General features: G+C 53.4%; 24 protein-coding genes, 1 pseudogene and 1 riboswitch. Of the genes and pseudogenes, 6 read left to right on the top strand and 19 right to left on the bottom strand.

Features of this window, described 5'->3' with window-relative positions:
• Nucleotides 1-83 precede the first annotated feature (83 nt).
• Entirely contained in the window at nucleotides 84-1,259 is a 1,176-nt protein-coding gene (locus tag AT687_RS04280; RefSeq protein ID WP_014318903.1) for an HNH endonuclease signature motif containing protein, read from the top strand.
• Nucleotides 1,260-1,265: 6 nt separating this feature from the next.
• Here AT687_RS04280 and AT687_RS04275 read toward each other — a convergent pair whose 3' ends face one another.
• The 8 genes and pseudogenes from AT687_RS04275 to typA form a co-directional block, all read right to left on the bottom strand.
• A complete protein-coding gene (locus AT687_RS04275) occupies nucleotides 1,266-1,823 on the bottom strand; it encodes a GtrA family protein (RefSeq protein ID WP_014308207.1) in 558 nt (185 codons plus the stop codon).
• Nucleotides 1,824-1,857: 34 nt separating this feature from the next.
• A pseudogene (locus AT687_RS04270) lies at nucleotides 1,858-2,587 on the bottom strand (pseudouridine synthase).
• A 46-nt stretch (nucleotides 2,588-2,633) separates the two neighbouring features.
• Nucleotides 2,634-3,731: a succinyldiaminopimelate transaminase gene (dapC, locus tag AT687_RS04265; protein WP_014318902.1), complete on the bottom strand. Its 1,098-nt coding sequence runs from the start codon at nucleotides 3,729-3,731 to the stop codon at nucleotides 2,634-2,636.
• A gap of 32 nt (nucleotides 3,732-3,763) precedes the next feature.
• Nucleotides 3,764-4,081 carry a ferredoxin gene (gene fdxA, locus AT687_RS04260; RefSeq protein ID WP_003850933.1) on the bottom strand — a complete coding sequence of 106 codons (318 nt, stop codon included), beginning with the start codon at nucleotides 4,079-4,081 and terminating at the stop codon, nucleotides 3,764-3,766.
• A 49-nt stretch (nucleotides 4,082-4,130) separates the two neighbouring features.
• On the bottom strand, nucleotides 4,131-4,511 hold the full coding sequence (locus AT687_RS04255; RefSeq protein ID WP_014318901.1) for a hypothetical protein: 381 nt from the start codon (nucleotides 4,509-4,511) through the stop codon (nucleotides 4,131-4,133).
• A gap of 26 nt (nucleotides 4,512-4,537) precedes the next feature.
• Nucleotides 4,538-5,419, bottom strand: a complete 882-nt coding sequence (mshB, locus tag AT687_RS04250; RefSeq protein WP_010934705.1) for an N-acetyl-1-D-myo-inositol-2-amino-2-deoxy-alpha-D-glucopyranoside deacetylase — start codon at nucleotides 5,417-5,419, stop codon at nucleotides 4,538-4,540.
• Nucleotides 5,419-6,948 carry an ABC transporter family substrate-binding protein gene (locus AT687_RS04245; RefSeq protein WP_021334967.1) on the bottom strand — a complete coding sequence of 510 codons (1,530 nt, stop codon included), beginning with the start codon at nucleotides 6,946-6,948 and terminating at the stop codon, nucleotides 5,419-5,421. The genes mshB and AT687_RS04245 overlap by 1 nt, the downstream gene beginning before the upstream one ends.
• A gap of 10 nt (nucleotides 6,949-6,958) precedes the next feature.
• Entirely contained in the window at nucleotides 6,959-8,869 is a 1,911-nt protein-coding gene (gene typA / locus AT687_RS04240; protein ID WP_003850924.1) for a translational GTPase TypA, read from the bottom strand.
• Nucleotides 8,870-8,902: 33 nt separating this feature from the next.
• On the opposite strand from typA, the gene AT687_RS13275 reads away from it, so the two are divergent.
• The 5 genes from AT687_RS13275 (at nucleotide 8,903) to AT687_RS04220 (ending at nucleotide 11,519) form a co-directional block, all read left to right on the top strand.
• Nucleotides 8,903-9,028: a hypothetical protein gene (locus AT687_RS13275; protein WP_014308203.1), complete on the top strand. Its 126-nt coding sequence runs from the start codon at nucleotides 8,903-8,905 to the stop codon at nucleotides 9,026-9,028.
• Nucleotides 9,029-9,225: 197 nt separating this feature from the next.
• Nucleotides 9,226-9,912 (top strand): Rv1157c family protein, encoded by a 687-nt coding sequence (locus AT687_RS04235; RefSeq protein ID WP_014318899.1) that lies wholly within the window; start codon nucleotides 9,226-9,228, stop codon nucleotides 9,910-9,912.
• Nucleotides 9,913-9,915: 3 nt separating this feature from the next.
• Nucleotides 9,916-10,449 carry a ribonuclease FAU-1 family protein gene (locus tag AT687_RS04230; RefSeq protein WP_010934701.1) on the top strand — a complete coding sequence of 178 codons (534 nt, stop codon included), beginning with the start codon at nucleotides 9,916-9,918 and terminating at the stop codon, nucleotides 10,447-10,449.
• Nucleotides 10,446-10,790: an arsenate reductase (glutaredoxin) gene (gene arsC, locus AT687_RS04225; protein WP_010934700.1), complete on the top strand. Its 345-nt coding sequence runs from the start codon at nucleotides 10,446-10,448 to the stop codon at nucleotides 10,788-10,790. The genes AT687_RS04230 and arsC overlap by 4 nt, the downstream gene beginning before the upstream one ends.
• Nucleotides 10,791-11,519: a S1 family peptidase gene (locus tag AT687_RS04220; protein ID WP_014318898.1), complete on the top strand. Its 729-nt coding sequence runs from the start codon at nucleotides 10,791-10,793 to the stop codon at nucleotides 11,517-11,519.
• Between the two features lie 1,109 nt (nucleotides 11,520-12,628).
• Here the strand turns inward: AT687_RS04220 and AT687_RS04215 are convergent.
• The 11 genes from AT687_RS04215 to AT687_RS04165 form a co-directional block, all read right to left on the bottom strand.
• On the bottom strand, nucleotides 12,629-13,132 hold the full coding sequence (locus tag AT687_RS04215) for a hypothetical protein (RefSeq protein WP_129060460.1): 504 nt from the start codon (nucleotides 13,130-13,132) through the stop codon (nucleotides 12,629-12,631).
• Between the two features lie 88 nt (nucleotides 13,133-13,220).
• The gene (locus AT687_RS04210) at nucleotides 13,221-14,204 is read right to left on the bottom strand and encodes a hypothetical protein (protein ID WP_226813734.1); all 984 of its coding nucleotides are present in this window, start codon (nucleotides 14,202-14,204) and stop codon (nucleotides 13,221-13,223) included.
• Nucleotides 14,205-14,369: 165 nt separating this feature from the next.
• A complete protein-coding gene (locus tag AT687_RS04205) occupies nucleotides 14,370-15,065 on the bottom strand; it encodes an ATP-binding cassette domain-containing protein (RefSeq protein WP_014318896.1) in 696 nt (231 codons plus the stop codon).
• A gap of 2 nt (nucleotides 15,066-15,067) precedes the next feature.
• Nucleotides 15,068-15,370, bottom strand: coding sequence for a hypothetical protein (locus AT687_RS04200; RefSeq protein ID WP_010934696.1), 303 nt, complete (start codon nucleotides 15,368-15,370; stop codon nucleotides 15,068-15,070).
• Between the two features lie 426 nt (nucleotides 15,371-15,796).
• A complete protein-coding gene (locus tag AT687_RS04195) occupies nucleotides 15,797-17,479 on the bottom strand; it encodes a dipeptide ABC transporter ATP-binding protein (protein ID WP_014318895.1) in 1,683 nt (560 codons plus the stop codon).
• 2 nt (nucleotides 17,480-17,481) lie between these two features.
• Entirely contained in the window at nucleotides 17,482-18,435 is a 954-nt protein-coding gene (locus AT687_RS04190) for an ABC transporter permease (protein ID WP_014318894.1), read from the bottom strand.
• The gene (locus AT687_RS04185; RefSeq protein ID WP_003850902.1) at nucleotides 18,428-19,354 is read right to left on the bottom strand and encodes an ABC transporter permease; all 927 of its coding nucleotides are present in this window, start codon (nucleotides 19,352-19,354) and stop codon (nucleotides 18,428-18,430) included. The genes AT687_RS04190 and AT687_RS04185 overlap by 8 nt, the downstream gene beginning before the upstream one ends.
• Before the next feature lie 91 nt (nucleotides 19,355-19,445).
• Nucleotides 19,446-21,035 carry a peptide ABC transporter substrate-binding protein gene (locus AT687_RS04180; RefSeq protein WP_014318893.1) on the bottom strand — a complete coding sequence of 530 codons (1,590 nt, stop codon included), beginning with the start codon at nucleotides 21,033-21,035 and terminating at the stop codon, nucleotides 19,446-19,448.
• A 261-nt stretch (nucleotides 21,036-21,296) separates the two neighbouring features.
• On the bottom strand, nucleotides 21,297-21,755 hold the full coding sequence (locus AT687_RS04175) for a nucleoside/nucleotide kinase family protein (RefSeq protein WP_014306741.1): 459 nt from the start codon (nucleotides 21,753-21,755) through the stop codon (nucleotides 21,297-21,299).
• The gene (locus tag AT687_RS04170) at nucleotides 21,752-22,507 is read right to left on the bottom strand and encodes an energy-coupling factor transporter transmembrane component T family protein (RefSeq protein ID WP_003850895.1); all 756 of its coding nucleotides are present in this window, start codon (nucleotides 22,505-22,507) and stop codon (nucleotides 21,752-21,754) included. Before AT687_RS04170 ends, AT687_RS04175 begins: the two co-directional genes overlap by 4 nt.
• Nucleotides 22,504-23,883 (bottom strand): ABC transporter ATP-binding protein, encoded by a 1,380-nt coding sequence (locus AT687_RS04165; protein ID WP_014301674.1) that lies wholly within the window; start codon nucleotides 23,881-23,883, stop codon nucleotides 22,504-22,506. The genes AT687_RS04170 and AT687_RS04165 overlap by 4 nt, the downstream gene beginning before the upstream one ends.
• A riboswitch (TPP riboswitch) is annotated at nucleotides 23,878-23,990 on the bottom strand. (Overlaps the previous gene by 6 nt.)
• Nucleotides 23,991-24,023 lie beyond the last annotated feature (33 nt).

The following is a 24,023-nucleotide window of genomic DNA, read 5'->3' as shown; positions in this document are numbered from 1 at the left end:
CCTCTAGGAGTTATCCACAGAAAACGACGCCCAAGCCCGCCTCCACCACTAGGAGGCGGGCCATCGTCATTACCGTGCGAAGTATGAACACGCACGCAGTACTCCAGTTCCTCTCCGGAAACGGAATCGCCATCCTCCAGTTCTTCCACCAACTGATCCTTCAAGGCAAAACACAAGACGACCTCACACGCGACTATGCGCTCGATCGGGCGTGGGTGGGATCGGTAATGAAGCTCGCCAAGGAGCTGTTCGATCCCCGCCCCTCTCCTAGTCGCGAAGAATGCATTTCGGTGGCTAAGGAGCTAGGACTTGGGATTGAGGTTCTCAAAGCCATCAATCCTGCGCTAGGAAGACTCAACAAGAAAGCCAGCGTCACCAAGGACGATCTCCGCCTCCGGCTTTATCGCGAAGCCCGCGGCATGACGCCCGCCGAGGCAAAAGCACACGCCAACACCCGCGTCGTCGCCCTCAACGACGCATGCGGAGCCACCCCACGCAAACCCGCCGTCCGCATCTCAAAATCCACCGACGCAGCAGGGCAACGCCACATACACGCATCGCTTGACGACGCCACCGCTAGCGCCGTCGCCGAAAAACTCCACGCCGGCGCCCGCTGGCTCACCAAGAAAACCCCCTCCCTCTCCTACTCACAGGCCATGGCGGAAATCTTTGCCATGTCCATCCTGGACAGCCCCGCTCTAGGAGGGAGGAAACGTCGCGAAGGGCTCATCCTCCTACCTGCCGACGGCTACACGCACCGCGGTAACGGAATGCTCGCAACCACGGACGGCAGCCTGATACCCGCGCACAAACTTGCCGAACACCTCCTAGAGGAATACGGCTATGCCATGCTGTATGCGCTCAATGATGAGGGCGTCCCTGAGCCGGTCGACCTGTATCGCACAAAGCGTTACGCCAACGATAAACAGCGGCTCATGATCACAGCGGACCAGCTCACCTGCAGCCATCCGGATTGTCATCGGCTAGCCAATAACAGTCACATCCACCACTGCACAGCCTGGGAGCGTGGCGGTGAGACCAACGTAAACAATTTGGTTGCCGCCTGCGCTACGCATAATCGTCGCAACGATGACGACCCAGAACGGCACAAAAACGGCTACTTTCGACGCATGCCGCATAGCGGATGCGCAGGATTTCAGCCAGCAGATCCCAGCCTTCCTCCTAGACGCACCAGAGTGCCCTTCGCGGCCTATTCTGCGCGAGTGTGGGCATGCGATCACTTCGGAGTGACCGTCTAACTCCTCCTAGTGAGGATCGGCGGCAGCGACTACTTGGACCTTGGGGTTACGGAAAGTCCACAGCTTGTTGATCACAAAATTGACCGGCATCGCAACCAGAATTGAAATCGCGTTCGCCCAGTAGAATTTGGTGCGCAGCCCAGAGGAATCGTCGAAAATTTCTGTAGGAAGAGACAGAGGCGATTCAACATTCATGAGCAACGTGAGCATAATCTGACTAACAACAAACGCGCCAAGACCAGTAATAAAAAACAGGAAAAACCCTCGCCACCACGACAACGTTGCGGCTTGTTTAAACGTCCACATGCGATTGAGCTGATAATTCCACGTGTTGGCGACCACAAAAGCAATCGTCATAAAAACGTGATACCAGCGGATATGAAACGCCGTGCCAAAAAGATTAAAAAACGGCTCATGCTCGCTTATGCCAGCAGTCCACCACGCAATCTTCTTCGACAACACCGCGACTAGGAGGTTCACGATCGTGCCCGAGCCACCAACCAGTCCAAACATAATGAACTGACGAAGATTGCCCAGCACTGAATCAGTTGCTCGGTTGGTCATGTCTTTCCTCCTAGAGACAGCGAACTTTTTGATTTTAGCCTCTAGCGAATCGCCTAGTCACATTGGACACGGGATCAACGAACTCCAAAGACGTGGCGTACAACTCTAATTTCTTGGAAAAATCGTAAATTCTGCGCCGCCGATCGACGGGATATGTGTCGTCGCCAATGATCGGACAACCTAACCACGCTAGGAGGACGCGAAGCTGATGAGTATGGCCTGTGGCCGGCTGGAGCTCAACAACCCCCTCTCCTAGTCGACGCGCCATCGTGCGAGTAGGAGGGCCTGTGGGGTCGGACGACCCGCGACCCCATTTTGCGCATTCCTAGTTCGATCTCTGTCCATTGTGGACCGAACGGGATCGGGCCCTCGACGTGGGCGATATAGCGCTTGGTGATTGCTCTGCGCTGGAAAAGCTGCTGGTAAGCGGCTCGTGTCTCGGGATTGGTTGAGCATAAAAGAATGCCGGTGGTAAGGCGGTCGAGACGATGTAGCGGCACGATGTGCGGGTTGTTTTCGTGAATTCGGGCGCGAGTTTGCACCGTCTCTGCCACGATTCGTCCATTAGAGGTTGCCGGCAGAAAACATGGCTTATTCACCACTAGGAGGTCAGGGGTGCGCGCAATGACCGTGTAGTCGAACGGGGTTGACGGCTCCTCCGGAACTCCTGGCCAGAACCATGCGGGGATGGGTTTCTCTAGGAGGGTGCCAAGGGCAAGCGGGGTCCCTGGGCTAAAGGGACTATCGCCTGCCGACGCCGCCACGTACTCGCCTTCGGGGACGACATCGTGGAGGACGACCTTCTGGTAACTAATTCCCCTTTTGGAGGCGGGCCGCCACTTTTTCGGCATTATCATCAGTAGTGGTCAGAGCGACACGCACGAAGTTGTGGGCGTCGGGGCCATAAAAGTCGCCGGGGGCGACCAAGATGCCATGAGAGGCAAACCAGTCGACGGTGGCACGGCAGTTTTCGCCGCGGGTGGCCCACAGGTACAGACCGGCTTCGGAGTGTTCGACGGTAAAGCCGGCGTCGATAAGCGCGCGCATGAGGAGCGCACGTCGACGGGCGTAGCGAAGCTTTTGGAGTGCTTCCTGGTCGTCGTCACGCAATGCTTCCACCATGGCGGCCTGGATGGGGCCTGGGACCATTAAACCTGAGTGCTTACGGATTTCGGTGAGCTCGGCAATGAGCGCCTCATCTCCGGCCAAGAAACCGGCGCGATACGACGCCAAATTCGACGACTTGGACAACGAATGAATCGCTAGGAGGTTGGAGAGGTTGCCATCGTTGACGCGCGGGTCCAAAATCGACACCGCTTCCCCATCCCACGCCAAACCGAGGTAACACTCGTCGGAAGCGACGATCACGTCGTTAGCCTGACCCCAAGCAACAATGGAACGCAGCTCCTCAACAGAAGCCACACGGCCCGTGGGATTCGACGGCGAATTGATAAAGACCAAATCGATGTCATCGTTGGACAGCTCATGGGGGGCGTCGCAACGCAGCGGGGTCGCACCCGCCATCAAAGTACCCACCTCATAAGTCGGGTACGCCACCTCAGGGATGACGACAGTACCGCGAATCCCTAGGAGGGTGGGAAGCAAAGCAATCGCTTCTTTAGTACCAACTACCGGCAACACCCCTCCTAGAGAAGTTGCGTGATAGCGGCGCTGGAGAGAATCAACAATGGCAGCGCGCAGCTCTTGGGTGCCAATAGTCTGCGGATAACCTGGCGCGGCCGCAGCCTCTGCCAAAGCCAGCCGAATCCCAGGGGCAACCTCGTCGACAGGGCTGCCGACTGAGAGGTTAATCAACCCATCGGGGTGGGAACTTGCCGTCTTTTTGGCGTCGGCAAGCGAGTCCCACGGGAAATCAGGCAAAGTAGCACCAAGAGGTACGCGCGTCATCATCGATCCTTACAACTAGCTAGGAAAAGTGGTTAAACCTGCGGTGGAAGCGACGCCACCAAAGCAGCGTCGAAATCCTGCGGCCCAAGCTTCGCCGCACCACCAGGAGAACCAAGAGAATCGAAAAACGCGGCGTTCGCATCGTTGTAATCGATCCATTCATCAGGGACATCGTCTTCGTAGAAGATAGCCTCGACAGGGCATGCAGGCTCGCAGGCGCCACAATCCACGCACTCATCGGGGTGGATATAGAGTGAGCGCTTACCCTCGTAAATACAATCCACGGGGCATTCTTCAACGCAAGCTCGGTCCATGACATCAACGCAGGGCTGTGCGATTGTGTACGTCATCGGTTAGATATTCTCCAATTCGAGTGATTGAGTGATGCGATTCATTATGTCACCTCCTAGACAAAAGAGGCCAACTGCCCCCAGCAACGCCAGCGCCTAGGAGGAGGATTGCGCGCAAATTCTGCCCCACAATCTGATCCCCAGTAATCCCAGGAGTCATGGTCAAAACCACAAAACCCGCGATCCAAACAAAAATTGGAATCAGGGCAATCGCGGGGGTACGCGACCACAGCAGTGATGTTTTAGTCAAAACTCTATTGAATAGAAATGCGACCACAATGGTGTAGGGCACTGGAAAACCGTCGATACGCGTATCGAGGTACACCACCTCTAGGAGGAGGGAGGTCAAAGCCCCAAGGGTAATCCAGAAGATTCCCCACGCAGCCTCTGCCCTACTGAATCCTTGATAAACATACGATTGATCAGCCATTCCTACCTCCTAGAGAAAACTGTGTGTTAGCGGATGCCCTCGGTGGGGTCATTGGAGGTCAGAGGTGTTCCTCCTCCTAGTTGATAGCATTCGATGTCTAGGAGGGGTTGGGCAATAAGGTTGCTGAGAGCAAAGACGAGGGGTGCGGCTTTGGGGTCGGCGACCCCTGCGATGGCGGCGTGGGGGTTGACGTCGGAAATGGTGGCGTCGGCAAGCCAAAGTTGGGTGGCGTGAGCGCGCATGGCTGCGGCTTTGGCGGCAAAGGCGTGGTCGTCGAGTGCGATGGTGAGGTCAACGTGGTCGACGCAGGCGACTTCGCCTGGAAGTGCACGGCGCCAGCCACTAGGAAGGGTGGTGATTGCCGCCATCCCCTGCTCGAGTTCCGTGCGCGGAGTCACTGCCCACAAGATTCGTGGAATGTCCATGTTTTCGGCCACGGTGTGGGTGATGTTGTGCGCACGAATGTGGTCGGGGTGTCCATAGCCGCCGTCTGGACCATAGGTGATCACAAGGTCAGGTTGGAGGCGTTCGAAGATTTCGGTGAGCTGCTCGATAGATTTATCGCCGGAGCTGATAAAGGCGCGTGGGTGTTCATTGGCGGGGTCGCCGATCATGCCGGAGTCCCGCCAGCATCCCGCCCCTCCTAGAAACTCGCCGCGCACGCCTAGGAGGGAGAGGGACTTGTGAAGCTCGTGGATACGGAATCCGCCAAGCTGATCTGCGTTTTTGTTGGTGAGCCCTTGGTAGGGTTCGCCGATAACTTCGCCTTCTTCGCCGAGGGTACATGTGACCACGGTGACGTCGGCACCTCGGGCAGCTAGGTTGGCGAGGAGGCCGCCGGTCCAGATGGCTTCGTCGTCAGGGTGTGCGTGTACTGCTACTGCTTTAAATCCGATGAGATCTCGCATTATTCCTCGTTGATGCTCCATTGCCCGATGGAGGTAAGTCCCATGGGCCAGTTGGTAAATTTCGTTCCTTTTCCTTCGGGTTGTGTGCCGAGGACTAGGAGGCGGGTGTCGGGTGCGATGACGGTGGTAAGGTGCTGCTGGTGGTCTACGTCAGCGGCGTAGGAATTGAAGTCTTCACGCGTCATGGCTCCGCTGAGCACATCGTTTATGTGTTGGTCAGTATCTGGGTCGCACCACAATGCGATGTTGACGTTGGTCGGTGTGGGAGCACACTGTAGTTTTTCCATGGCGTTAGCGGCACTCCATGTGATGATCGCATCGACAGCTGACGCGGCTAATTTTGAACCAATGAGGTCGGTGGTGTCGGTTTCTACCAACTGGGTTTTCACTGATTTTCGAGCCAGAACATCCGAGAGCACTCGGGCAGCCATCTGGGCTTCTGGGTCACTGGGATCTACTCCGATTCGCACCGGCCTTCCTAGAGACATCAAGTGATCCGCGTGTGGCTCATACGGCTGATCACCAACACCAAGATCAGTACTTCGCCCCATGGCAATGCGAGCAACGGTATGGACGTCGATAAGCGATTGAAGGTCAGCACGCTGCTTAAGAGTCAAATGGGTATTGGCTATCAGCTGAAGATTAAGCGAAGTGGTGGTCGTGCGCACCTGCGTGTTCGGCATGAGCTCAAATGCTTCCCTTGCCACCTCAGTAGGCGTGATATCAAGGAACTTGATCTGACCCGTACGTAAAAGCTCGCGACCTTGGGCAATATCAGTCACCTCGCGGAACTTGATGTTTTCCACGGTAGCCGGCTTTTCTCCCCAGAACCGATCATTGCGATTCAAGGTGACAATCCCCCGCTGACGATCAACACCTGCAAAAGAGTAGCGACCAGCGGAAGCAGGGATGCCGTCGGCAAGCACGGTGGAAAAATCAGAGTCCCCACCACGAAGCACGTGGCTGGGCAACAGATTATTAAAAAGTACGCGCCAATCGTGCAATGGCTGAGCCAAATCGACGTCGACTGTACGGCCGCCATCAGCTGAACGGATTTGCCCGATCGCACGATAGTACGGCGCACCTAGAGTGCCGGGCGTTTCGACGATCGCATGCCACAGGTATTCAAAGTCTGACACCGTGATTGGCGTGGCATCCGACCATTGGGCCTCTGGGCGGATCTTGTAGCGGATTGTTTGTACAGCCTTCGATCCACTAGGAGGGGGAACGTCGTCCACACTTTCTAACAAATCGCTATTGAGCTCACCGCCTATATAAGAACTCGGCAGCACTAAGGTTGCAAGGGATCTGACGAAGGTGGAGTCGTCGGCAAGCATGTGTGGATTGAGGCCGCCGTTGATAGGGTCGATGCCCACCGCGATCTCCGAGGTCTTTTTCGCCTTTTTCGCAGGCGTGGTGGTCGTGGAAGTAGGTTGTTCCTTCTCCACGGGTGCAGGTCCTGGATTGGCTGAACATGACACAAGCGCCGTAGCCAGTAGTGGAACGAGGATACGGTGTTTGTTTGACATGGAACCTATCTTACTTGTTACGAGCCTTTTCGCGTGCACGCGCGCGACCACGCTCGGTTGCATTTAGGATGACCTTGCGTACGCGCAGCACGTCAGGGGTGACCTCAACGCACTCGTCTTGGCCACAGAACTCCATCGCTTCATCCAAGGAGAGGCTACGAGCTTTTGCCAAGGTGACGGTTGCGTCTGCTGTTGCGGAACGCATGTTGGTCAGCTTCTTTTCACGGGTGATGTTAACATCCATGTCCTCGTCACGGTTGTTGGCACCAACAACCATGCCCTCGTAGGCTTCGGTGCCTGGCTCGACGAAGAAGTTACCGCGGTCGGCAAGCTGCTGAAGTGCGTAGGCAGTGATCTGACCGGAGCGGTCAGCCACGAGCGAACCGGTAGCACGGCCCTTGATTTCGCCAGCCCACTCGTCAAGGCCTTCGGAGTAGGAGTTTGCGATACCGGTACCACGGGTTTCGGTCATGAACATGGTGCGGAAAGAGATCAGGCCACGGGCTGGAACCTTGTATTCCATGCGAACCCACTCATCGGAGATGTTGTCCATGGACAGCATCTGGCCCTTCCTAGCGGCCATGAGCTGGGTGACGTTGCCTTGGTACTCGGAAGGAATGTCGATGACCATGTGCTCGTATGGCTCGAAGAGCTTGCCATCGACAGTCTGAGTAACAACCTGTGGCTTGCCCACAGTCAACTCGAAGCCTTCGCGACGCATGGTTTCAACGAGAACGGACAGAGCCATTTCGCCGCGGCCCTGAACCTCCCAAGCGTCTGGACGCTCAGTAGGCAAAACGCGCAGAGAAACGTTACCGATGAGTTCCTGCTCAAGGCGTGCCTTGACCACACGTGCGGTGAGCTTGTCGCCGCCACCACGGCCAGCAAGTGGCGAGGTGTTCACACCGATGGTCATGGAGATCGCTGGCTCATCAACGGTGATACGTGGCAGAGCCACTGGGTGCTCAAGATCAGCGAGGGTGTCACCGATCATGATGGAGTCGATACCGGAGATAGCAGCAATGTCGCCTGCAACAACCTCGTCTGCAGGAACACGGGTCACGCCAACGGTGCGCAGCAATTCTGCGATCTTAGCGGTCTTGGTGTGCTGGTTGCCTTCTTCGTCGTAGTGAATCCACGCAACTTGCTGGCCCTTCTTCAAAGAACCGGAGTGCACACGGATCAGGCCGATACGACCCAAGAAGGAAGAGGAGTCCAAGTTGGTCACGTGTGCCTGCAGTGGGCCATCTACGTTTACGGTTGGCTCTGGCATGACCTCGTAGATCACGTCGAACAATGCCTGCAGATCCTCAGCGTCTGGAACGTTTCCGTTGCCAGGGTTAACGGTGCTTGCCTTGCCCTCACGGCCGGAAGCGTAAAGAACTGGCAGGTCGAGCAGCTGCTCTGCAGCTTCGGCAGCCGCTGGATCATCGAGTGCCGATGCCAACTCTAGGAGGAGATCCTGAGACTCTTCGACAACCTCGTCGATACGAGCGTCTGGACGATCGGTCTTGTTCACCAAAATTACGACTGGCATCTTCGCGGCCAAAGCCTTGCCAAGCACGAAGCGGGTCTGTGGCAGTGGGCCTTCGGAGGCGTCAACAAGCAAAACAACGCCGTCCACCATGGACAGCGCGCGTTCTACCTCGCCACCGAAGTCAGCGTGGCCTGGGGTGTCAATAACGTTAATAACAACGTCATTGCCATCTTTGCCAGCACCGCGGCGACGCACAGCGGTGTTCTTTGCGAGGATGGTGATGCCTTTTTCTTTTTCAAGGTCACCAGAGTCCATCACGCGGTCAACAAGCTCAGCATGCTCATCGAAGGCTCCGGACTGGCGCAGCATAGCGTCGACTAGCGTGGTCTTTCCATGGTCAACGTGCGCGACGATAGCGACGTTACGAAACTCTGGACGTGTCAAAGAAATCTCCTGAAAAATTAAATATGCACTCTCATGCCTCAGTGGCCGCTTTTCGACGAACGCCTGGCAACCGCCATCACGGAAGTACGTCGAAATGAGCGCTTAGTACAGCGTGGATACATTACTCCACCAGAGCCCATTTCGCACCTCCCCTCCTAGAGAAATGCATTTATTACGAATTGGTAACGCTACTGCGGGTGTAGCCGATATCCCCATAGAGATGTACTCCAAACTCAAAAACACTTGAAAGCCATAACTCCAAGCCTCTACTGTGAATGAAGTACATTAATGTGACTAATGTTGCGCATGTGGCCTAAGGATTAGGATTCCCACATCGCACCAAAGAAGGGATTTTCGTGGGACGACTCGCAACCACCGCACTAGCTGCCACACTCGCAGCACTACTCCCCCTTAGTGTGACAACCACCCCTATTGCGAGTGCGCAATCAAGCCAGCAGGTTACGTCGACAAGCAGTACGTCACCACTGTTTCCCCTCGACGAACTCGGACGCCCCAAACCAGAAATCCTCAATGCCGTCCGCCATTTCGCAAGCACCCTCCCACCAGCACTACAAGCCCCCCTCCTAGCCACAGTCGCATTCTATGAAGGCACCGGCACCCCAACAGTTGCGTTGCCCCCTCAAGCACCGCGGTTCTTTCAAGGATTCTGGCCAAGCATTTCCCCACGGTGCATTAAAGGAGACCAAAGCTCAGTAGGATCCGTCATCGCCGTACCGGGTCCCACATCGATCCCAGCACCAGGAGCGGGAGCTGGACAATCCGCCTTCGTTTTCACCGCCCTAGGCACAGCACCGGCCACCGACACCCACACCATGACAGTGCACTGGTTCAACCTCTCCACACTGCGAGGAGGTGCAGCGCCACTAGGCAATAACGGAATAAACCCAGACGGCCCAGCCACAATCTCCGGAGTAGCCAACACCGGTCGCGGGCGCGTAATCGCCGTCGCAGCTGGCACCGTGGGCACCGGCGACGGCCCCTGCACATTCCTTCCTACGACCATGTTCTTCGAGGTGAAATAACCCATGACAGACCTACATCCAGTCAAAGAAGAAACCTTTAACATCACGGCGATGAACAACATCGACCCCAAAGGTTTTCACCGCGATGTAGACACTTACTCCGAAACCGAATTCGGCCTCTATATGGCCCGCGGCGCCAACCACCCGCGCTTCGGATACCTCGAATCTTGGCTTCTGCCCGAGATCAACCTACGGGCCAACATCTTCCACTTCCGCGACGGCATCGACGAACACCAAGACTTCTACTTCGACATCGCCGAAATCAGCCACGACGGCCATACGTGGCACACCCGTGACCTCTACGTCGACCTCATCAGCGTAGTAGGCGAACCAGTACGCGTCGACGACACCGACGAACTCGCCGCCGCCACCTCAGCAGGGCTTATCACCGCAGAAGACGCCGAAAAAGCCATCGATGCCACCCTCCTAGCCGTCGACGGCATCACACGCCATAACGACGACCCCATGGCATGGCTCGCCGCTATGGGATACCCACTAACATGGGCAAAAAACATCACGCTTAAGGAGGCCGAATGATTACCGTCTATCACAACCCCCGCTGCTCCACCTCGCGCAAAGCCTTGGAGTACATAGAACAACACAGCGACGACGAGGTGACCATCATCCGCTACCTCGACGCCCCTCCTAGTGAACAAGAGCTGCGCACTTTGCTTGCCGACGCCCACCTCAGCCCGCACGACGCAATCCGCACCAAAGAAGCCGAATACAAAGAACTCGGACTCAGCTCCACCACCCCCGAATCAGAGCTAATCAAGGCCATGGTCACCCACCCACGCCTCATTCAGCGCCCAATTGTGGCAACATGCAAGGGAACGCGGATCGCCCGACCAACCGAAATTCTGAAAGAAATTCTCTAGATGAAGAAACTTCGTACCCTAGCCGTAACCCTGACCGCAATCGCAGCATCAACCATGGCGACCATGCCAGCACAAGCAGTGATTAGTCCGACACCGTCACATCAAGTTTCGCTAGCGTACGTCAGTTTTGACAACATGCAGTGCACCGGCACACTCGTCAGCCCCACCGCCGTGCTCACAGCACGACACTGCCTCAACGGCGGCCTCGGCCACGTCCGACTCGGCGCCGATCACTTCACCGCCGTACGTGCCGTGGCACACCCCCAAGCAGACCTTGCCGTCCTCCACCTCGATCGCCCAGCGCCAATAGCGCCATCCGCAATCTCTGGACGTCACACCCAACCAGGTAACCGCTTCGGAGTTGCCGGCTACGGAAGCACCTTCACCGGCATCCCCATGGCAGCAGCTGCAACCATGCAACGCCGCGTCACCGACGTCCCCAGCCCCGACCGCCAAGCAGTCATGATCGAAAACCACATCAGCCAAGGTGTACTACGCCCAGGCGACTCTGGCGGCCCCCTCCTAGAGGGCAATCACGTCATAGGAGTACTCAGCATGAGCAGTGCATCCGGCCGCGTCGGCTGGTACATCCCCACCGCAGAACACGCCGACTGGATCGCGGCGGCAGCCGGAATCCCCGCACCGGGAAGCGTCGACAAGCCCGCTCCGCTCGTCGACGCCACAGCCTTCCCGACGCAAGAGCCAAGCCTCGCTAGCCTATCCTCCTAGCCGAATCGCCAGCGATCTCGGAAGCCAAGGAATCCTTCGGCATGTTAAAAAATGTAAAAGTTTAATGCGGGCACAAACGCGTTGAAAGAGCAACACACCACCATCGTTGAACATACTTGATTATTTCCCACTTTCCAGAATTTTAATGAGCATGCCCAGCTCGACATCAAGAACGCAGGGAAGATCTCACTAGCAATCGACGATAGGCCCTTCTTCGACAACCCGGAACATCTTGCCACGTACGACGGAACTACACTGGCAGGATCGTCAATATGTGGTGAATTCCCTGTTAAAGTAGGAAGAACAGAGGGTGTCAGTCCGTTTGTGTACGGGGACTGACACCCTCTGTTCAAATGATTCATCGAAGACGGTTTCACTTTTCTAGCAAAACAGCAAGACCCGCAAGATTTCATATATTGGTCAAGCGCAGCCACAAACTATCACTCATAGCTATGTAGCCCCCTATTAATTCATATCTCAAAGAGTATCCAAGCACTTTGACCATATTAACTTAAAATACAGAATCAGCCGTAAGACTAAATACAACATCCGTCAAGTAGCCCGACAATCAGACATAAGCTTTAATACTCATATCGACGACTTCTCTGAAATAGCAAATTTATAGAAAATAAAACAGAGAATGTCTACCCTTACTTCTAGCAGTAGAAAAATAACGTCAAAATATTTAACCACCACAATACAAAAGAATGAAATAGATTATCACCGTGGAATCTAAAACATATACTGTCACGCTGGAATAGGCGATTAAAATAGTCCACATTTCCATCACCTAAAGCTTTATCTTAAGATAACAGCCCTCCAATCATTAGAGCAGTCAAGCCTAAAGCAAATAATAAATTTCTTATACGAGAAGAAACAATACATAAGCTCGAACCACACTAAGAGCTTTCCAAAATCTGAAAGCGACCGAAATGGCCACACTTTTCGCCATTTACCAGTCAGCAAATCTTACACTTACACAAATTGAAATAATTTTCACCAGAAGAGTGCCGAATAGTAGCGTTTTTATATCTCAAAGAAAACTTCTTGCAAAATAAGGCATTGCAGTTCGTAATTGAGGACAAATGCTTTTAGTCTGCATACATCAACTACTGACCTAATTTATTTGTTTTAAGTGGATCTCTCACCCATATAAGGCTAATTACAAACAAAGAAACGCTAATAATAAACGCAACTTTCAGTGGTGGTTGATTTACGGCAAACATAATGAAGCGAATGGGCAGATTTCTGACGCTCTGCCACATCACTGTCTGAAGCAAAAACTGGCCAATAATAAACAGTATTAGGGTATCTGATCTTAAAAATTGTCCTACAACAACGGCCAGAGCTATTGAGCAAGTAGCAATATACGCAAATTGACTTGCTGGCCTAAATATCCCACACATTACCCATGGTACAATCCATAAAATTAGCAGAATTACGCCATTAATCAGTCGCCACGGGAATAAAGAAAAAAGCTCTAACCTCGTTCCTTCATTCCGAAAAAGCATTACCGGTGTCGCGCCATACGCTATCCCCGCTACCCCGTTAATAGTCACAAGATTTGTTCCATTTAACCAAGGTATATAAACAATCATATGACCTGCAGGCACTACTATCGCCAATAATATTAAAATAAAGCTTGTTGCCTGAATAACACGATGCGCCCTACAGTAAAGTCCAAATCTCGATTGCATATGCTTATAACCTCGTTGGACACAAAGAATGTTCAAGGCGATGCTCAACCGCCTCGATAGATACCAATTCCTCTGGATTCCATGCAAGGCCACTGCGAACGATCCCAATTTTTTCTAATGGCGTACCGCATATTTCAACTCCCGTTCTGGCCAACTCGATCGAACCAACATAGTCCACATAGTCTCCCAATACCCCAGGAAGAGTCCGTTGACCACTAAACTCAATGCTTGATTGATCGTCAGTTTCTCCCCAAACCACAGGCGCTGTTGCATACTCACTCCATTCATTAGGAATAATTTCAGCAAACTTTTCCCGAGCACGAGCATTAAGTGCGATACTATCTTTTGGTATTTCAGGCCAAGCACACACTCCGTCTATACAGACGAGGTCTGCACGGTTACGCGCTATCAAACCATTGTCAGTCAACGAGTGATTCGCCACCGCACTAATCACAATCAGAGCAACTCCTGCACAGCCTGCCATCACCGGTAACTTTTTGGATGATTGCATTTTAATGAGGGAAAACAACGCAATACTGAGCATACTTACACCCAAAATTACGCCACCTGCAATGACCACAGCACGGCGATCCAAATCTGCATCAAGTGAACAACATGCTAGGAAGTCGCCAGACAACCGCCGTATCGCTCCGGGAGCAATCATAGAAGGCAGAAGTGCATACCATCCGTATGACAGTACGCCAGCTAAGCCTACCGATATAGCTGGACGTAACGAAAAGCCTATTACGGTCCCGACAACTACCCATCCAATACCAAGTATGCAGGAATAACCAAGCATACCTATAAAAATAGAAGAATTGAGAGCTGTCAGATTTCCGGCAAGAAAAATAACCGACGCTGTGTAAGCAAGCGGAGGGAATAAAGCAAACCAAAGCAGTCGATCCAAAAGAATTTTTCGTACGGAATTAGCGGCTACCCCAATCACAGGCCGAAACCGAGATGCTTCCCATGCCACTGCCACAGCCATTGCTGGAATGATAATGTAAAACACGATTGTAGCATTCGCTAGAATCGAAGGAGTATATGCCACCACAGTCCACTGAGATAGCGGCAAAAACATACTAAAAGAGCGCCTATGCAACACCATAAAGAGGGACGTTTTATCCAGTGCGATCTAGGGAATTTCCACATACTACCTACGCTCCCTTTTCTTGAATGCTTTAGAAAGTATATGAGCTGGAGAATCTCCTTGCTGCAACGACAGATCTTGAAACTCAGCACATGAGCCATCAAATCGGATTTGACCAGCATCGAGAACGATCACGCGCTCAAACGGGAACTTCAAATCAGCGCTATCGTGAGTTGATACCAATAACGATTGTCCATATTCGACTATTTGACAATATAAGTCGCTAATCGCTTGCTTACTCACTGGATCTAATGCAGCGCTGGGTTCATCCAAAAGCAACATATCGGCACCGGAGTTTAGTGCGGTAGCAATGGCTAAGCGCGAACGTTCACCACCGCTTAGTTTTTCACAACGCTGATGCATTAGATGTTCAATTCCAACAAACTCAAGCCAGTATGACGCCTTTTGACGTGCAACTGACCAAGCTTGTCCACCCAACCAGCCAACATATGCACAGTATTCAACACACGTAAAACCAATGATGGGTTTAAATTGCTGCTCCACGCTAATAACCGATTTAGATCCGTTTACACGCCCCGCAGAAGGTGCTAAACGCCCTGCCAAAATTGATAGAAGTGTTGATTTTCCTGCGCCGTTTACCCCCAATAAAAGTGTGGCACGAGAATCGATCTTTAACGATGGTACATCGAGTAAAAGCTTTCCGGAGCGTCTAACTTTGACATTCTGAAGCTCAAGCATCGTCAGTAACCTACCTTTAGCCAGTTAATAGTCAGGCGATTCCAATCAAAAGTACCCACAACAGCATAGTAGTCACCAGCAGCAACTCGCCCCCAGTTACCACGGTCCCACTCCCTATAGCATCCGTTAAGAATACGGGTACCCAAATCATGGTCCGGCAACACTGGAATCTTTTTCTTCAGAGTAAATTCAACCCTACCTGGCGATCCGTGAGGATTATTCAAACAATTAGCGGCTGTAATTTCGGTGTTATACCCATCATAATTACGGTCATTCCAAGAGCGCGTAATAAATCCTGTACGCACACCGTCGAGACGAGTCTCAAAAAACCTTCTGCATGTGCTGAAATAGGCGATATGAGGGTAGTTGACGCCAGTAATGCGGCAACTAGGTAGTTCGACCTTAGGAAACTTGAAGCTAATCGATAATGGATATGATTATCACATGAGTTAAAGGAGCATTGTCATCACCCCGCCCGCGCTGTAGCGGCATAAAGTAAAAACTGCAGGCCGATGAGTTCACACTCACCGGCCCCTTAGTCATACGACAAAGCACCCCCACAGTTTTGACCACACACAGCCAGCCCGCAGCTTGACAAAAACATAGGGACACCCCCAATACGGGTGGCGCGTAACTCAGCAACGAACAAGCATATTGCTATACCTACCAATTGGTGCGTCCATGCAAGCAGCCCTATTTCATGGCAGCTCTAATCCGTCACTAAGATGAAATTACAGGTTTTCTCCCGTACCGAGCTCAACGCCAAGACCTGGAACAGAGTTGATCAGATCACGGGTGTAATCCTCACGTGCATTGAGGAACAGCTCGTCGGTAGTGCCCTGCTCTACTACGCGACCTTTTTGCATGACGACAACATGATCCGCTGTTTGACGCACAACTGCAAGGTCATGGGTGATGAACAAGTAGCTCAAATCCAACTCCTGTTGGAGATCAGCCAGAAGCTGCAGAATCTGGTTCTGAACAAGAACGTCAAGAGCCGAAACTGCCTCATCGAGCACAATCACCTCAGGGTTCAATGCGAGTGCTCGCGCGACGGCGATCCGCTGGCGCTGACCACCGGAAAGCTCATTCGGGTAGCGACGCATCGCAGAGCGCGGCATAGCAACCATATCAAGCAGCTCAGCTACGCGCTTCTCCCGCTCTTTTCGACTACCCACCTTGTGCACTAGGAGGGGCTCTTCGATACAGCGGAAAATCGAATACATCGGATCCAAAGAACCATAAGGGTTCTGGAACACTACTTGGAGCTTGCGGCGCATGTCGAAAAGCTCCTTCTTTCCTAGTGTGGAAAGATCGGTGCCTTTGTAATAGACCTTGCCCGTCGTGGGATCGATGAGGTTGAGCACCATGTTGGCCACGGTGGATTTTCCGGATCCGGACTCACCCACCAGCGCCAATGTGGTGCCCTTTTTCAGGCTGAAGCTGACGTCATCAACTGCTTTGAGTTCAGCTTTGTCACCGCGTTGGCCGCGAACGTTAAAGATCTTGGTGAGGTTTTCAACGCGGATGATTTCCTCATCGGTCTTCTTTTCCGTTGCAAGGATCTCCGAGCTTTCAACGCCCTTTTCTTGAGCAGATTGGATGCGCGCTGATGCCAGTGATGGTGCAGCTTTGACCAGTCGACGGGTGTAGGGGTGCTGAGGGTTTCGCAAGATATCGAGCGACGGGCCTGATTCCACGATACGACCACGGTGCATGACCACGAGGTGCTCTGCGCGCTCGGCAGCTAGGCCAAGGTCGTGGGTAATGAAAAGCACCGCGGTACCGAGCTCATGGGTGAGATTTTCTAGGTGGTCCAAAATCCGCTTTTGCACGGTGACGTCGAGAGCAGAGGTCGGCTCGTCGGCAATCAAGAGCTTAGGACGTGCGGCCAGGCCGATACCGATCAAGGCGCGCTGGCGCATACCACCAGAAAATTCATGAGGGTACTGCTTGGCGCGGCGGGCAGCGTCGGGAAGCCCCGCCTCCTCCAATAACTGGGTTACGCGCTCGTCCATTTGGGAGCCCGGCACCACGTTGTTGGCTTTGAGGGATTCTTTCACCTGCGTGCCAATGCGCCACACAGGGTTGAGATTGCTCATCGGGTCCTGTGGCACCAAACCAATGTGGGAGCCACGTAACTCCTGCATTTGTTTTTCGCTGTATGTGGTGATGTCTTGGCCATCGAAAATGATCTGCCCATCGGTCACTTTGCCGGTGCCTGGCAACAACCCGATGATGGACATCGCCGTAGTGGACTTACCGGATCCAGATTCACCAACAATTGCGACCGATTGTCCTGGGTAAATAGTTAGATCAATTCCACGGACTGCTTCAACGGTTCCGGTGGTGGAAGTAAAAGCGATGCGAACATCACGCATCTCTAGAAGCGGCTGTTGATTTTTCTCAGACATGATTATCGCTTCCTAGACTTTGGATCGAGGGCGTCGCGGACGGCGTCGCCCATCATGATGAAACTCAAGACGGTAAGGCCAAGGGCAACGGCAGGATAGAACAGCACCATGGGCTGCGTGCGTAGCGACGCTTGCGCCTTGGCGATGTCGCCACCCCACGACACGATGCTCGGTGGGAGGCCAATGCCTAGGAAGGACAAGGTTGCCTCTGCCACGATGAAAGTACCCAATGCCACGGTTGCATACACAATGATGGGTGCTGCGGAGTTAGGAAGAACGTGAGTGGTGAGAATACGCCACCTCGAGGCACCAACAGCGCGAGCAGCTGTAACAAATTCTTCGTTCTTAGTGGACAGCACCGCACCACGAGTAATGCGGGCAATGTTGGTCCAACCGAACAAAGCGAGCACGACGACAACAGTGATGATGGAGCGAGACTCTTTGAACATCTGCATTACAACGATGGCGGCGAGCACGAGAGGCACCGCGAAGAAAATATCTGTCAGGCGCGACAGCAAGGTGTCCAAGAAACCACCGATATAGCCTGCTGCGGAACCAATCGCGGTGCCGATTAGCACCACTGCGATGGTGGTGAGCACGCCTACGGCAACGGACGCACGTGCGCCGTAAATCATGCGGGAGTAAATGTCACAACCTTGACGATCGAAACCAAAGGGGTGACCAGGTACAGGTTTTGCCAACGACTTTCCCAGTTCACAGAACTGCGGATCAGTGGAGGTAAAAAGCTGCGGCACGATTGCCATGAGCAAAGCGAGGAAGATCAACGCTGCTGAAACCCAGAACAAAGGGCGGCGTCGTAAGTAGGTCCATGCTTCGCCCCACATAGAGGTTGGTGCCGATTCATCAGCAACGGCGTCGACAGCACCCAGACCGGTTTCGTCGACGCTGGAAACGAAATGCTCTTGGCCACGACGCGAAAAGTTATTGTTATGCATAGCGGATCCTTGGGTCAAGCAGGGCGTAGATTAAGTCCACGACCAAGTTGGCGATGATGTAGACGATCACGAGAACGGTGGTAAATGACACCACCGTAGTAGGTTCACCCTTCAAAATGGCGTGGTACATAGTTCCACCAACACCGTTAATGCCGAATATGCCCTCAGTCACGATCGCACCGGCCATCAAGGCGCCTAGGTCAGCACCCAAATATGTGGCCACTGGAATCAACGAGTTACGCAGCACATGGCGCATCGTCACGGTCGACCCCTTCAAGCCTTTAGCTCGCGCAGTGCGAACATAATCAGCAGTGAGATTTTCCGATACGGACTGCCTAGTCAAACGAACAACATAGGCAAAAGACAACGCACCCAATACGATGGCGGGCATAAGAAGCGACTTCACCGAGACATTTGAACCAACAGTTACAGGGAGTAATCCCCACTTCACTCCCACAAAGAACTGGAAAACAAAGCCAATCACGAAGGAAGGCACTGCAATAACGAGAAGCGAGAGGACCAAAACGGTGGAGTCAAATATGCCACCGCGACGCATACCGGCGATCACACCAAAAATAACACCGAACACAGCTTCAAAGATCAGTGCCATGACAGCTAACTTGATAGTCACAGGAAATGCATGAGCCATTGCTTCTGCAACTGGGCGGCCGGAAAATGTAGTACCAAAGTCCAGCTGAAAAATACCCTTGATGTAGAGCAGGTATTGAACGAGGAAGGGTTTGTCCAAGTTGTACTCGGCTGAGATGCGAGCGCGGGCTGCTTCGGTTAGGCCTCTGTCGCCGCCGAGGGCGGCCACTGGATCGCCAGGCATCAAGAAGACGAGTGCGTAGAGCAAAAGGGTTGCACCAAAGAACACGGGGATCATTTGGAGCAATCGGCGCCCGATATAACGCAACATATGTGGTTCCTTATTTCAACATCTAGATCCGTCGCCGAAGCCCCGCGTGTGGTGACGCGGGGCTCACGACGGAGTTCACGGGCAGGGGGTGTTATCCCTTGGTGATCTGTTCGTATGCTGCAACGGACTTCCAGTTGAAGGTCACGTTGGAGACTTTGTCAGAAGAGCCACCGTTGACGTTTGCGTACCACAGTGGGATAGCTGGGAGATCTTTGAAGAGGATTTCTTCTGCTTCTTGGTAGAGCTTGAGGCCTTCTTCAACAGACTTAGCGCCTGCGGCTTCTTCTAGCTTGGCGTCAAATGCAGGATTGCTGTACTGACCATCGTTGGAGCTTGCGTTTGTAGCGTAAAGAGGCTGCAAGAAGTTGCCGAGCAGTGGGTAGTCACCCTGCCAGCCGGTACGGAATGCTCCGGTAATGGTGTGGTTAGTGACTTCGTCGCGAAGCGACTTGAAGTCTGGGTATGGCTTACCGCTTGCTGCGATACCGAGGTTGTTCTTGAGCTGGTTTGCTACTGCATCAACCCACGACTGGTGGCCACCATCAGAGTTATAGGCAATGGTGAACTCTCCGGTGAACTTGGAGATCTTGTCAGCTTGAGCCCACAGTTCCTTTGCCTTTGCGGAATCAAACTTGACTACCTCAGAGCCCTTCAGGCCTTCCTTGTAGCCGTCAACGACTGGCGAGGAGAAGTCCTTAGCTGGGGTGCGGGTGTCTTGGAAGATCGTCTTGGTGATTTCTTCACGGTTAATTGCGTGAGAGATTGCTGCGCGACGCAGTGCACCTTCTTCACCAGAGAAGTGTTCCAGCTTTTCTGGGATGGTAAAGGACTGGAAGACAGCAGCTGGCTGGTTAACCGCACGATCGCCTAGCTCATCCTTATAGGTGGCAAATGCGGAGTCTGGAACTTGGTCGAGAACATCCAAATTGCCTGCGAGCAGGTCGGAGTATGCAGCGTCTTGGGATGCATAGAAGACAAACTTCACACCATCGTTTTTCGCTTTGCGATCGCCCTGGTATTCCTCGTTAGGAACGATGGTCAAGGACTCGTTGTGGTTCCACTCCGCTAACTTGTAAGGACCGGAGGACACAGGGTTTTCGCCAAATGCTGCCATATCGTCAAAAGCTACATCTGGTAGCGCGAAGAAGGCAGAGTAACCTAGGCGGGATGGGAAGTCGGATTCTGGCTGATCAAGTTCGACAGTGAAGGTCTTGTCGTCTACTACCTTGAGGCCTTCGAGCTCCTTGACACCTTCTTTAAAGCCTTTGATGCCTTCAAAGAAGGAAGCGTTGAGTTGATCGTTAGCGACGGCATAGTTCCACGTCTTAACAAAGTTCTCTGCCTTGATTGGGGTACCGTCGGAGAACTTCAGGCCATCTTTCAAGGTGATCTTGTAGATACGATCGCCTTCGAGTTCGATGGATTCTGCTTGCTCGTTGTGCGCTTTGCCCTCGGTGTCGTAATAGACCAGACCGCCATAGATGATGTCAACGACTCGGCCACCGCCGACCTCGTTCGTATTGGCCGGAATCAGAGGGTTTTGTGGCTCTGATCCGTTTGCCAAAACATAATTGTCACCCGAACCGCCAGTGCTTCCGGATGAGGAATCCGAAGAGCAGGCAGTCAGGCCTAGAGCTAGTGCCGCGGTCATGCCGACGGCGAGAGTCTTCTTTAGCGTCATGTGAGACCTCCCAAGGGATGTGGACATCATTCGCAACAGCGTCCGCGCGTTTGGCTAGAAGGAAACTTTCGTTGCTTGAGCAAGATCCTATCCCGTAACGCACATCACGACGAAGCCACTTATCCCCCTCCAAGTCACTAAAACTATCAAATAATAGTTTTATTTCATTAAAAATACCTTAGACCTGCATTTTTAAGAGTACGTGATTACATTCACAATGAAGGTGCAGTGCCGACGTCATCACCCCCTAAAGTGCCCCCGTCAGGGATACCCCCGTGTCACATCCGGCGTCTCTACCGTCGCAAAATGTCGAGCTTCTTGCTCAGCCCACATCTCCCACCATGGCTCATAAAACGGATCCCTGGCGAGCGCTCTGCTCCGTCGCATCTGCTCAGGGCCATCAAACAGCATGGTCAATACTGGGCCATGCTGCCGCGCCGCTCGAACAACGCTGGGGGCAAGACTACCCACCCCCTCAATAATTAAGTTCCGTTCGGGCACTTCCACCCACGGCCCCATGACGTTGTTCTCCCAATCCCAACGGTGATATCCTCCCGCTCCCTCTAGGAGGGCAGTAACGATCTCAACTCCAGCAGCCAATCCATGCCACCCTGGGTACAGGTCATCAAAATGCACGATGCGCATTCCTAAAATCTCGCCAAGAAATCCCGCGAAGGTAGTTTTCCCGGAACCGGAGGGGCCGTCGATAAGCACGATCATGCGCCGAGAAACCTAAAACTTCCTGTCACGATCGCCGCCACGATCGCGCTTGTCGACGCCGCCACGCACACCAGCAACAACACCGCATCAGCGGCACCCACCGTAGATTCCCGCGCCCACGTACGCTCAGATTTGCGCCCAAAACCACGGGCCTCCATAGCTGTCGCCAATTTGGAGCCGCGACGAACAGCGAGCACCAACAGGCCAAACACCATCGAAAAACTTGACCGAACCCGATTCGAATCATCAATGCCGCGCACCCGGCGCGCACGTCGCATCGACTGCCAGTCTCTAGTAAAAAGGCTGATCATTCGGGTGCTTGCGACAGCCGAGATGACAAAGCGATGTGGCAGACGAAGGATTTGTGCGAGGCCATCTCCTAGTTCGGTGGGGTCGATGTGTGCGAGAAGAACTATCGCTGGAAGCCCTACTGCCAGCACACGCACCATGATCGCTGCGGCTAGCTGGAGGGAGTTATCAGTAACGTGGGCAAAAAGGAACGAGAAGTATTCGTGTCCTTCGGGTCGACCATAAAGCGCCATGGATATTCCCGCGATGGGGGTAGCAATGAGAAGCGGGAAACCGCGCCGCAGCAGCGTGCCCACGCCAACACCTGCAAGTGGTGACAGCACGATCGTTAGGACAAGAGATACGGCCGCTGACACGACATCGACGCTGAGTAATAGCGGGGTGGTCAACAACATGAGTGCTGCTACTCGGGTGACGGGGTTGGTGGCTTGTAGAAGGTTCATAATGCAATCTCCTTGTCACCCAAGCAACGTCGGTAGAGCTCGTCGTGAGTGATCGAAACAACCGTGGTACCAGCATCGGTTAGCTCGCGCAGCAAGGTAACTAGCTCGATAAACGTCGTGCGATCTTGTCCAAAGGTTGGCTCATCAAGGAAAACTACATCTGGGGTGTTAACCAAAATGGTTGCCACCGACAATCGACGTTTTTGCCCGCCGGACAAGGTAAATGGGTTGGCCTCAGCTAAATGATCAAGCCGCAACCGCTCGAGGAGTAAATCAGCTCGAGCAAGGTGATTGTGGTCATGAAGCCCCACGCGCATTTCTTCCCGAACCGTCGCAGCTACAAATTGGTGCTCGGGATCTTGAAAGACGAAACCAAAACGCGAACTTAGTTCCTTGGATTTCCAACGCAGCGGATCGGTGTGCAGCCCGCGTGCGATGTTGTGGGCAACTTCTACTCGCCCACTGTGCGCAGGTAGCAATCCGGCGAGCGTGAGTAGGAGGGTAGATTTTCCTTTTCCGTTAGCACCGGTGATTACGGTGGAGGCACCAGCGGGAATATCAAAGCTATAAGTTCCTAGTGGTTGATTCCAGCCCACAGCTAGCTCACGGGCATGTATCGCCGTATCGCTGTGAGTAGGGGTCAGTGCCGCTGGTAATTGGGGGTCGTTTTCTGGTACCCAGATTCCTAATTCGCTCAGTTCACGGCCATGTTTGGCGATCACGTCGCGTGCGGGACCGTCGGCAAGCACCCTGCCATCAGGTCCTAGTGCGATAATGCGGTCGACATGATCTAGCCAAGTGCTCACGCGGTGTTCCACAACAATCATGGTGGCACCGGTTGTCTCTACTGCTCTGCTGATATTGGACACCACCTCCCGCACACCATCCGGATCAAGATTGGCAGTGGGCTCGTCGAGAAGCACAATATCCGCCCCCATCGCGATAACACCAGCAAGTGCCAATCGTTGCTTTTGGCCACCAGATAACTCGGATGTGGGATGATCCAACGGCAAATCTAGACCTACCTGCGCCAATGCTTGGGTAACTCGCGGCCAAATCTGATCGCGCGGAACACACATATTTTCGCACCCAAAGGCGACATCATCGCCCACGCGCGAGGAAATTACCTGCGAATCTGGATCCTGTAACACCATGCCAGGGGTTCCCGAAACCTGAAGCTCTCCGCTATGTTCGCCGTCCTCATCAGCCAAAACACCCGCAATAGCCGCGAGCAAAGTAGATTTACCCGACCCCGATGCACCCAAAAGAAGGACCCGTTCCCCACGGGAGATTTTCAATGTGAGATCGACAAGAGCAGGCTTTCGCCTACTCGCATGCCGATAACTAAACGCATGAGCGATGACATGATCAGTCACAGTATGAAGTCTTCCTATCGCTGGTATTACCCAGATCAGGTTCTACGGTTCGGCCAAACAGCCGTCTCAGCCACGTACAGCAAGCACATGGCACCCGGGCATCTCGTGTGTGCACCGGCGTTGATCGTAGTCGCAACGCG

This window comes from Corynebacterium diphtheriae (assembly GCF_001457455.1).
In the GTDB taxonomy this organism is placed as follows: domain Bacteria; phylum Actinomycetota; class Actinomycetes; order Mycobacteriales; family Mycobacteriaceae; genus Corynebacterium; species Corynebacterium diphtheriae.
This window is presented reverse-complemented; position numbering and strand designations above follow the sequence as displayed.

Coding starts and splice junctions, on each gene's coding strand:
- AT687_RS04245 (WP_021334967.1), bottom strand. CDS start 6,948: ATGTCAAACAAACACCGTATCCTCGTTCCACTACTGGCTACGGCGCTT.
- AT687_RS04195 (WP_014318895.1), bottom strand. CDS start 17,479: ATGTCTGAGAAAAATCAACAGCCGCTTCTAGAGATGCGTGATGTTCGC.
- AT687_RS04255 (WP_014318901.1), bottom strand. CDS start 4,511: ATGGCTGATCAATCGTATGTTTATCAAGGATTCAGTAGGGCAGAGGCT.
- AT687_RS04190 (WP_014318894.1), bottom strand. CDS start 18,435: ATGCATAACAATAACTTTTCGCGTCGTGGCCAAGAGCATTTCGTTTCC.
- dapC (WP_014318902.1), bottom strand. CDS start 3,731: ATGACGCGCGTACCTCTTGGTGCTACTTTGCCTGATTTCCCGTGGGAC.
- mshB (WP_010934705.1), bottom strand. CDS start 5,419: ATGCGAGATCTCATCGGATTTAAAGCAGTAGCAGTACACGCACACCCT.
- AT687_RS04220 (WP_014318898.1), top strand. CDS start 10,791: ATGAAGAAACTTCGTACCCTAGCCGTAACCCTGACCGCAATCGCAGCA.
- AT687_RS04175 (WP_014306741.1), bottom strand. CDS start 21,755: ATGATCGTGCTTATCGACGGCCCCTCCGGTTCCGGGAAAACTACCTTC.
- AT687_RS04180 (WP_014318893.1), bottom strand. CDS start 21,035: ATGACGCTAAAGAAGACTCTCGCCGTCGGCATGACCGCGGCACTAGCT.
- fdxA (WP_003850933.1), bottom strand. CDS start 4,081: ATGACGTACACAATCGCACAGCCCTGCGTTGATGTCATGGACCGAGCT.
- AT687_RS04275 (WP_014308207.1), bottom strand. CDS start 1,823: ATGACCAACCGAGCAACTGATTCAGTGCTGGGCAATCTTCGTCAGTTC.
- AT687_RS04205 (WP_014318896.1), bottom strand. CDS start 15,065: ATGCTTGAGCTTCAGAATGTCAAAGTTAGACGCTCCGGAAAGCTTTTA.
- AT687_RS04280 (WP_014318903.1), top strand. CDS start 84: ATGAACACGCACGCAGTACTCCAGTTCCTCTCCGGAAACGGAATCGCC.
- arsC (WP_010934700.1), top strand. CDS start 10,446: ATGATTACCGTCTATCACAACCCCCGCTGCTCCACCTCGCGCAAAGCC.
- AT687_RS04210 (WP_226813734.1), bottom strand. CDS start 14,204: ATGGCTGTGGCAGTGGCATGGGAAGCATCTCGGTTTCGGCCTGTGATT.
- AT687_RS04230 (WP_010934701.1), top strand. CDS start 9,916: ATGACAGACCTACATCCAGTCAAAGAAGAAACCTTTAACATCACGGCG.
- AT687_RS13275 (WP_014308203.1), top strand. CDS start 8,903: ATGCCTCAGTGGCCGCTTTTCGACGAACGCCTGGCAACCGCCATCACG.
- AT687_RS04170 (WP_003850895.1), bottom strand. CDS start 22,507: ATGAACCTTCTACAAGCCACCAACCCCGTCACCCGAGTAGCAGCACTC.
- AT687_RS04185 (WP_003850902.1), bottom strand. CDS start 19,354: ATGTTGCGTTATATCGGGCGCCGATTGCTCCAAATGATCCCCGTGTTC.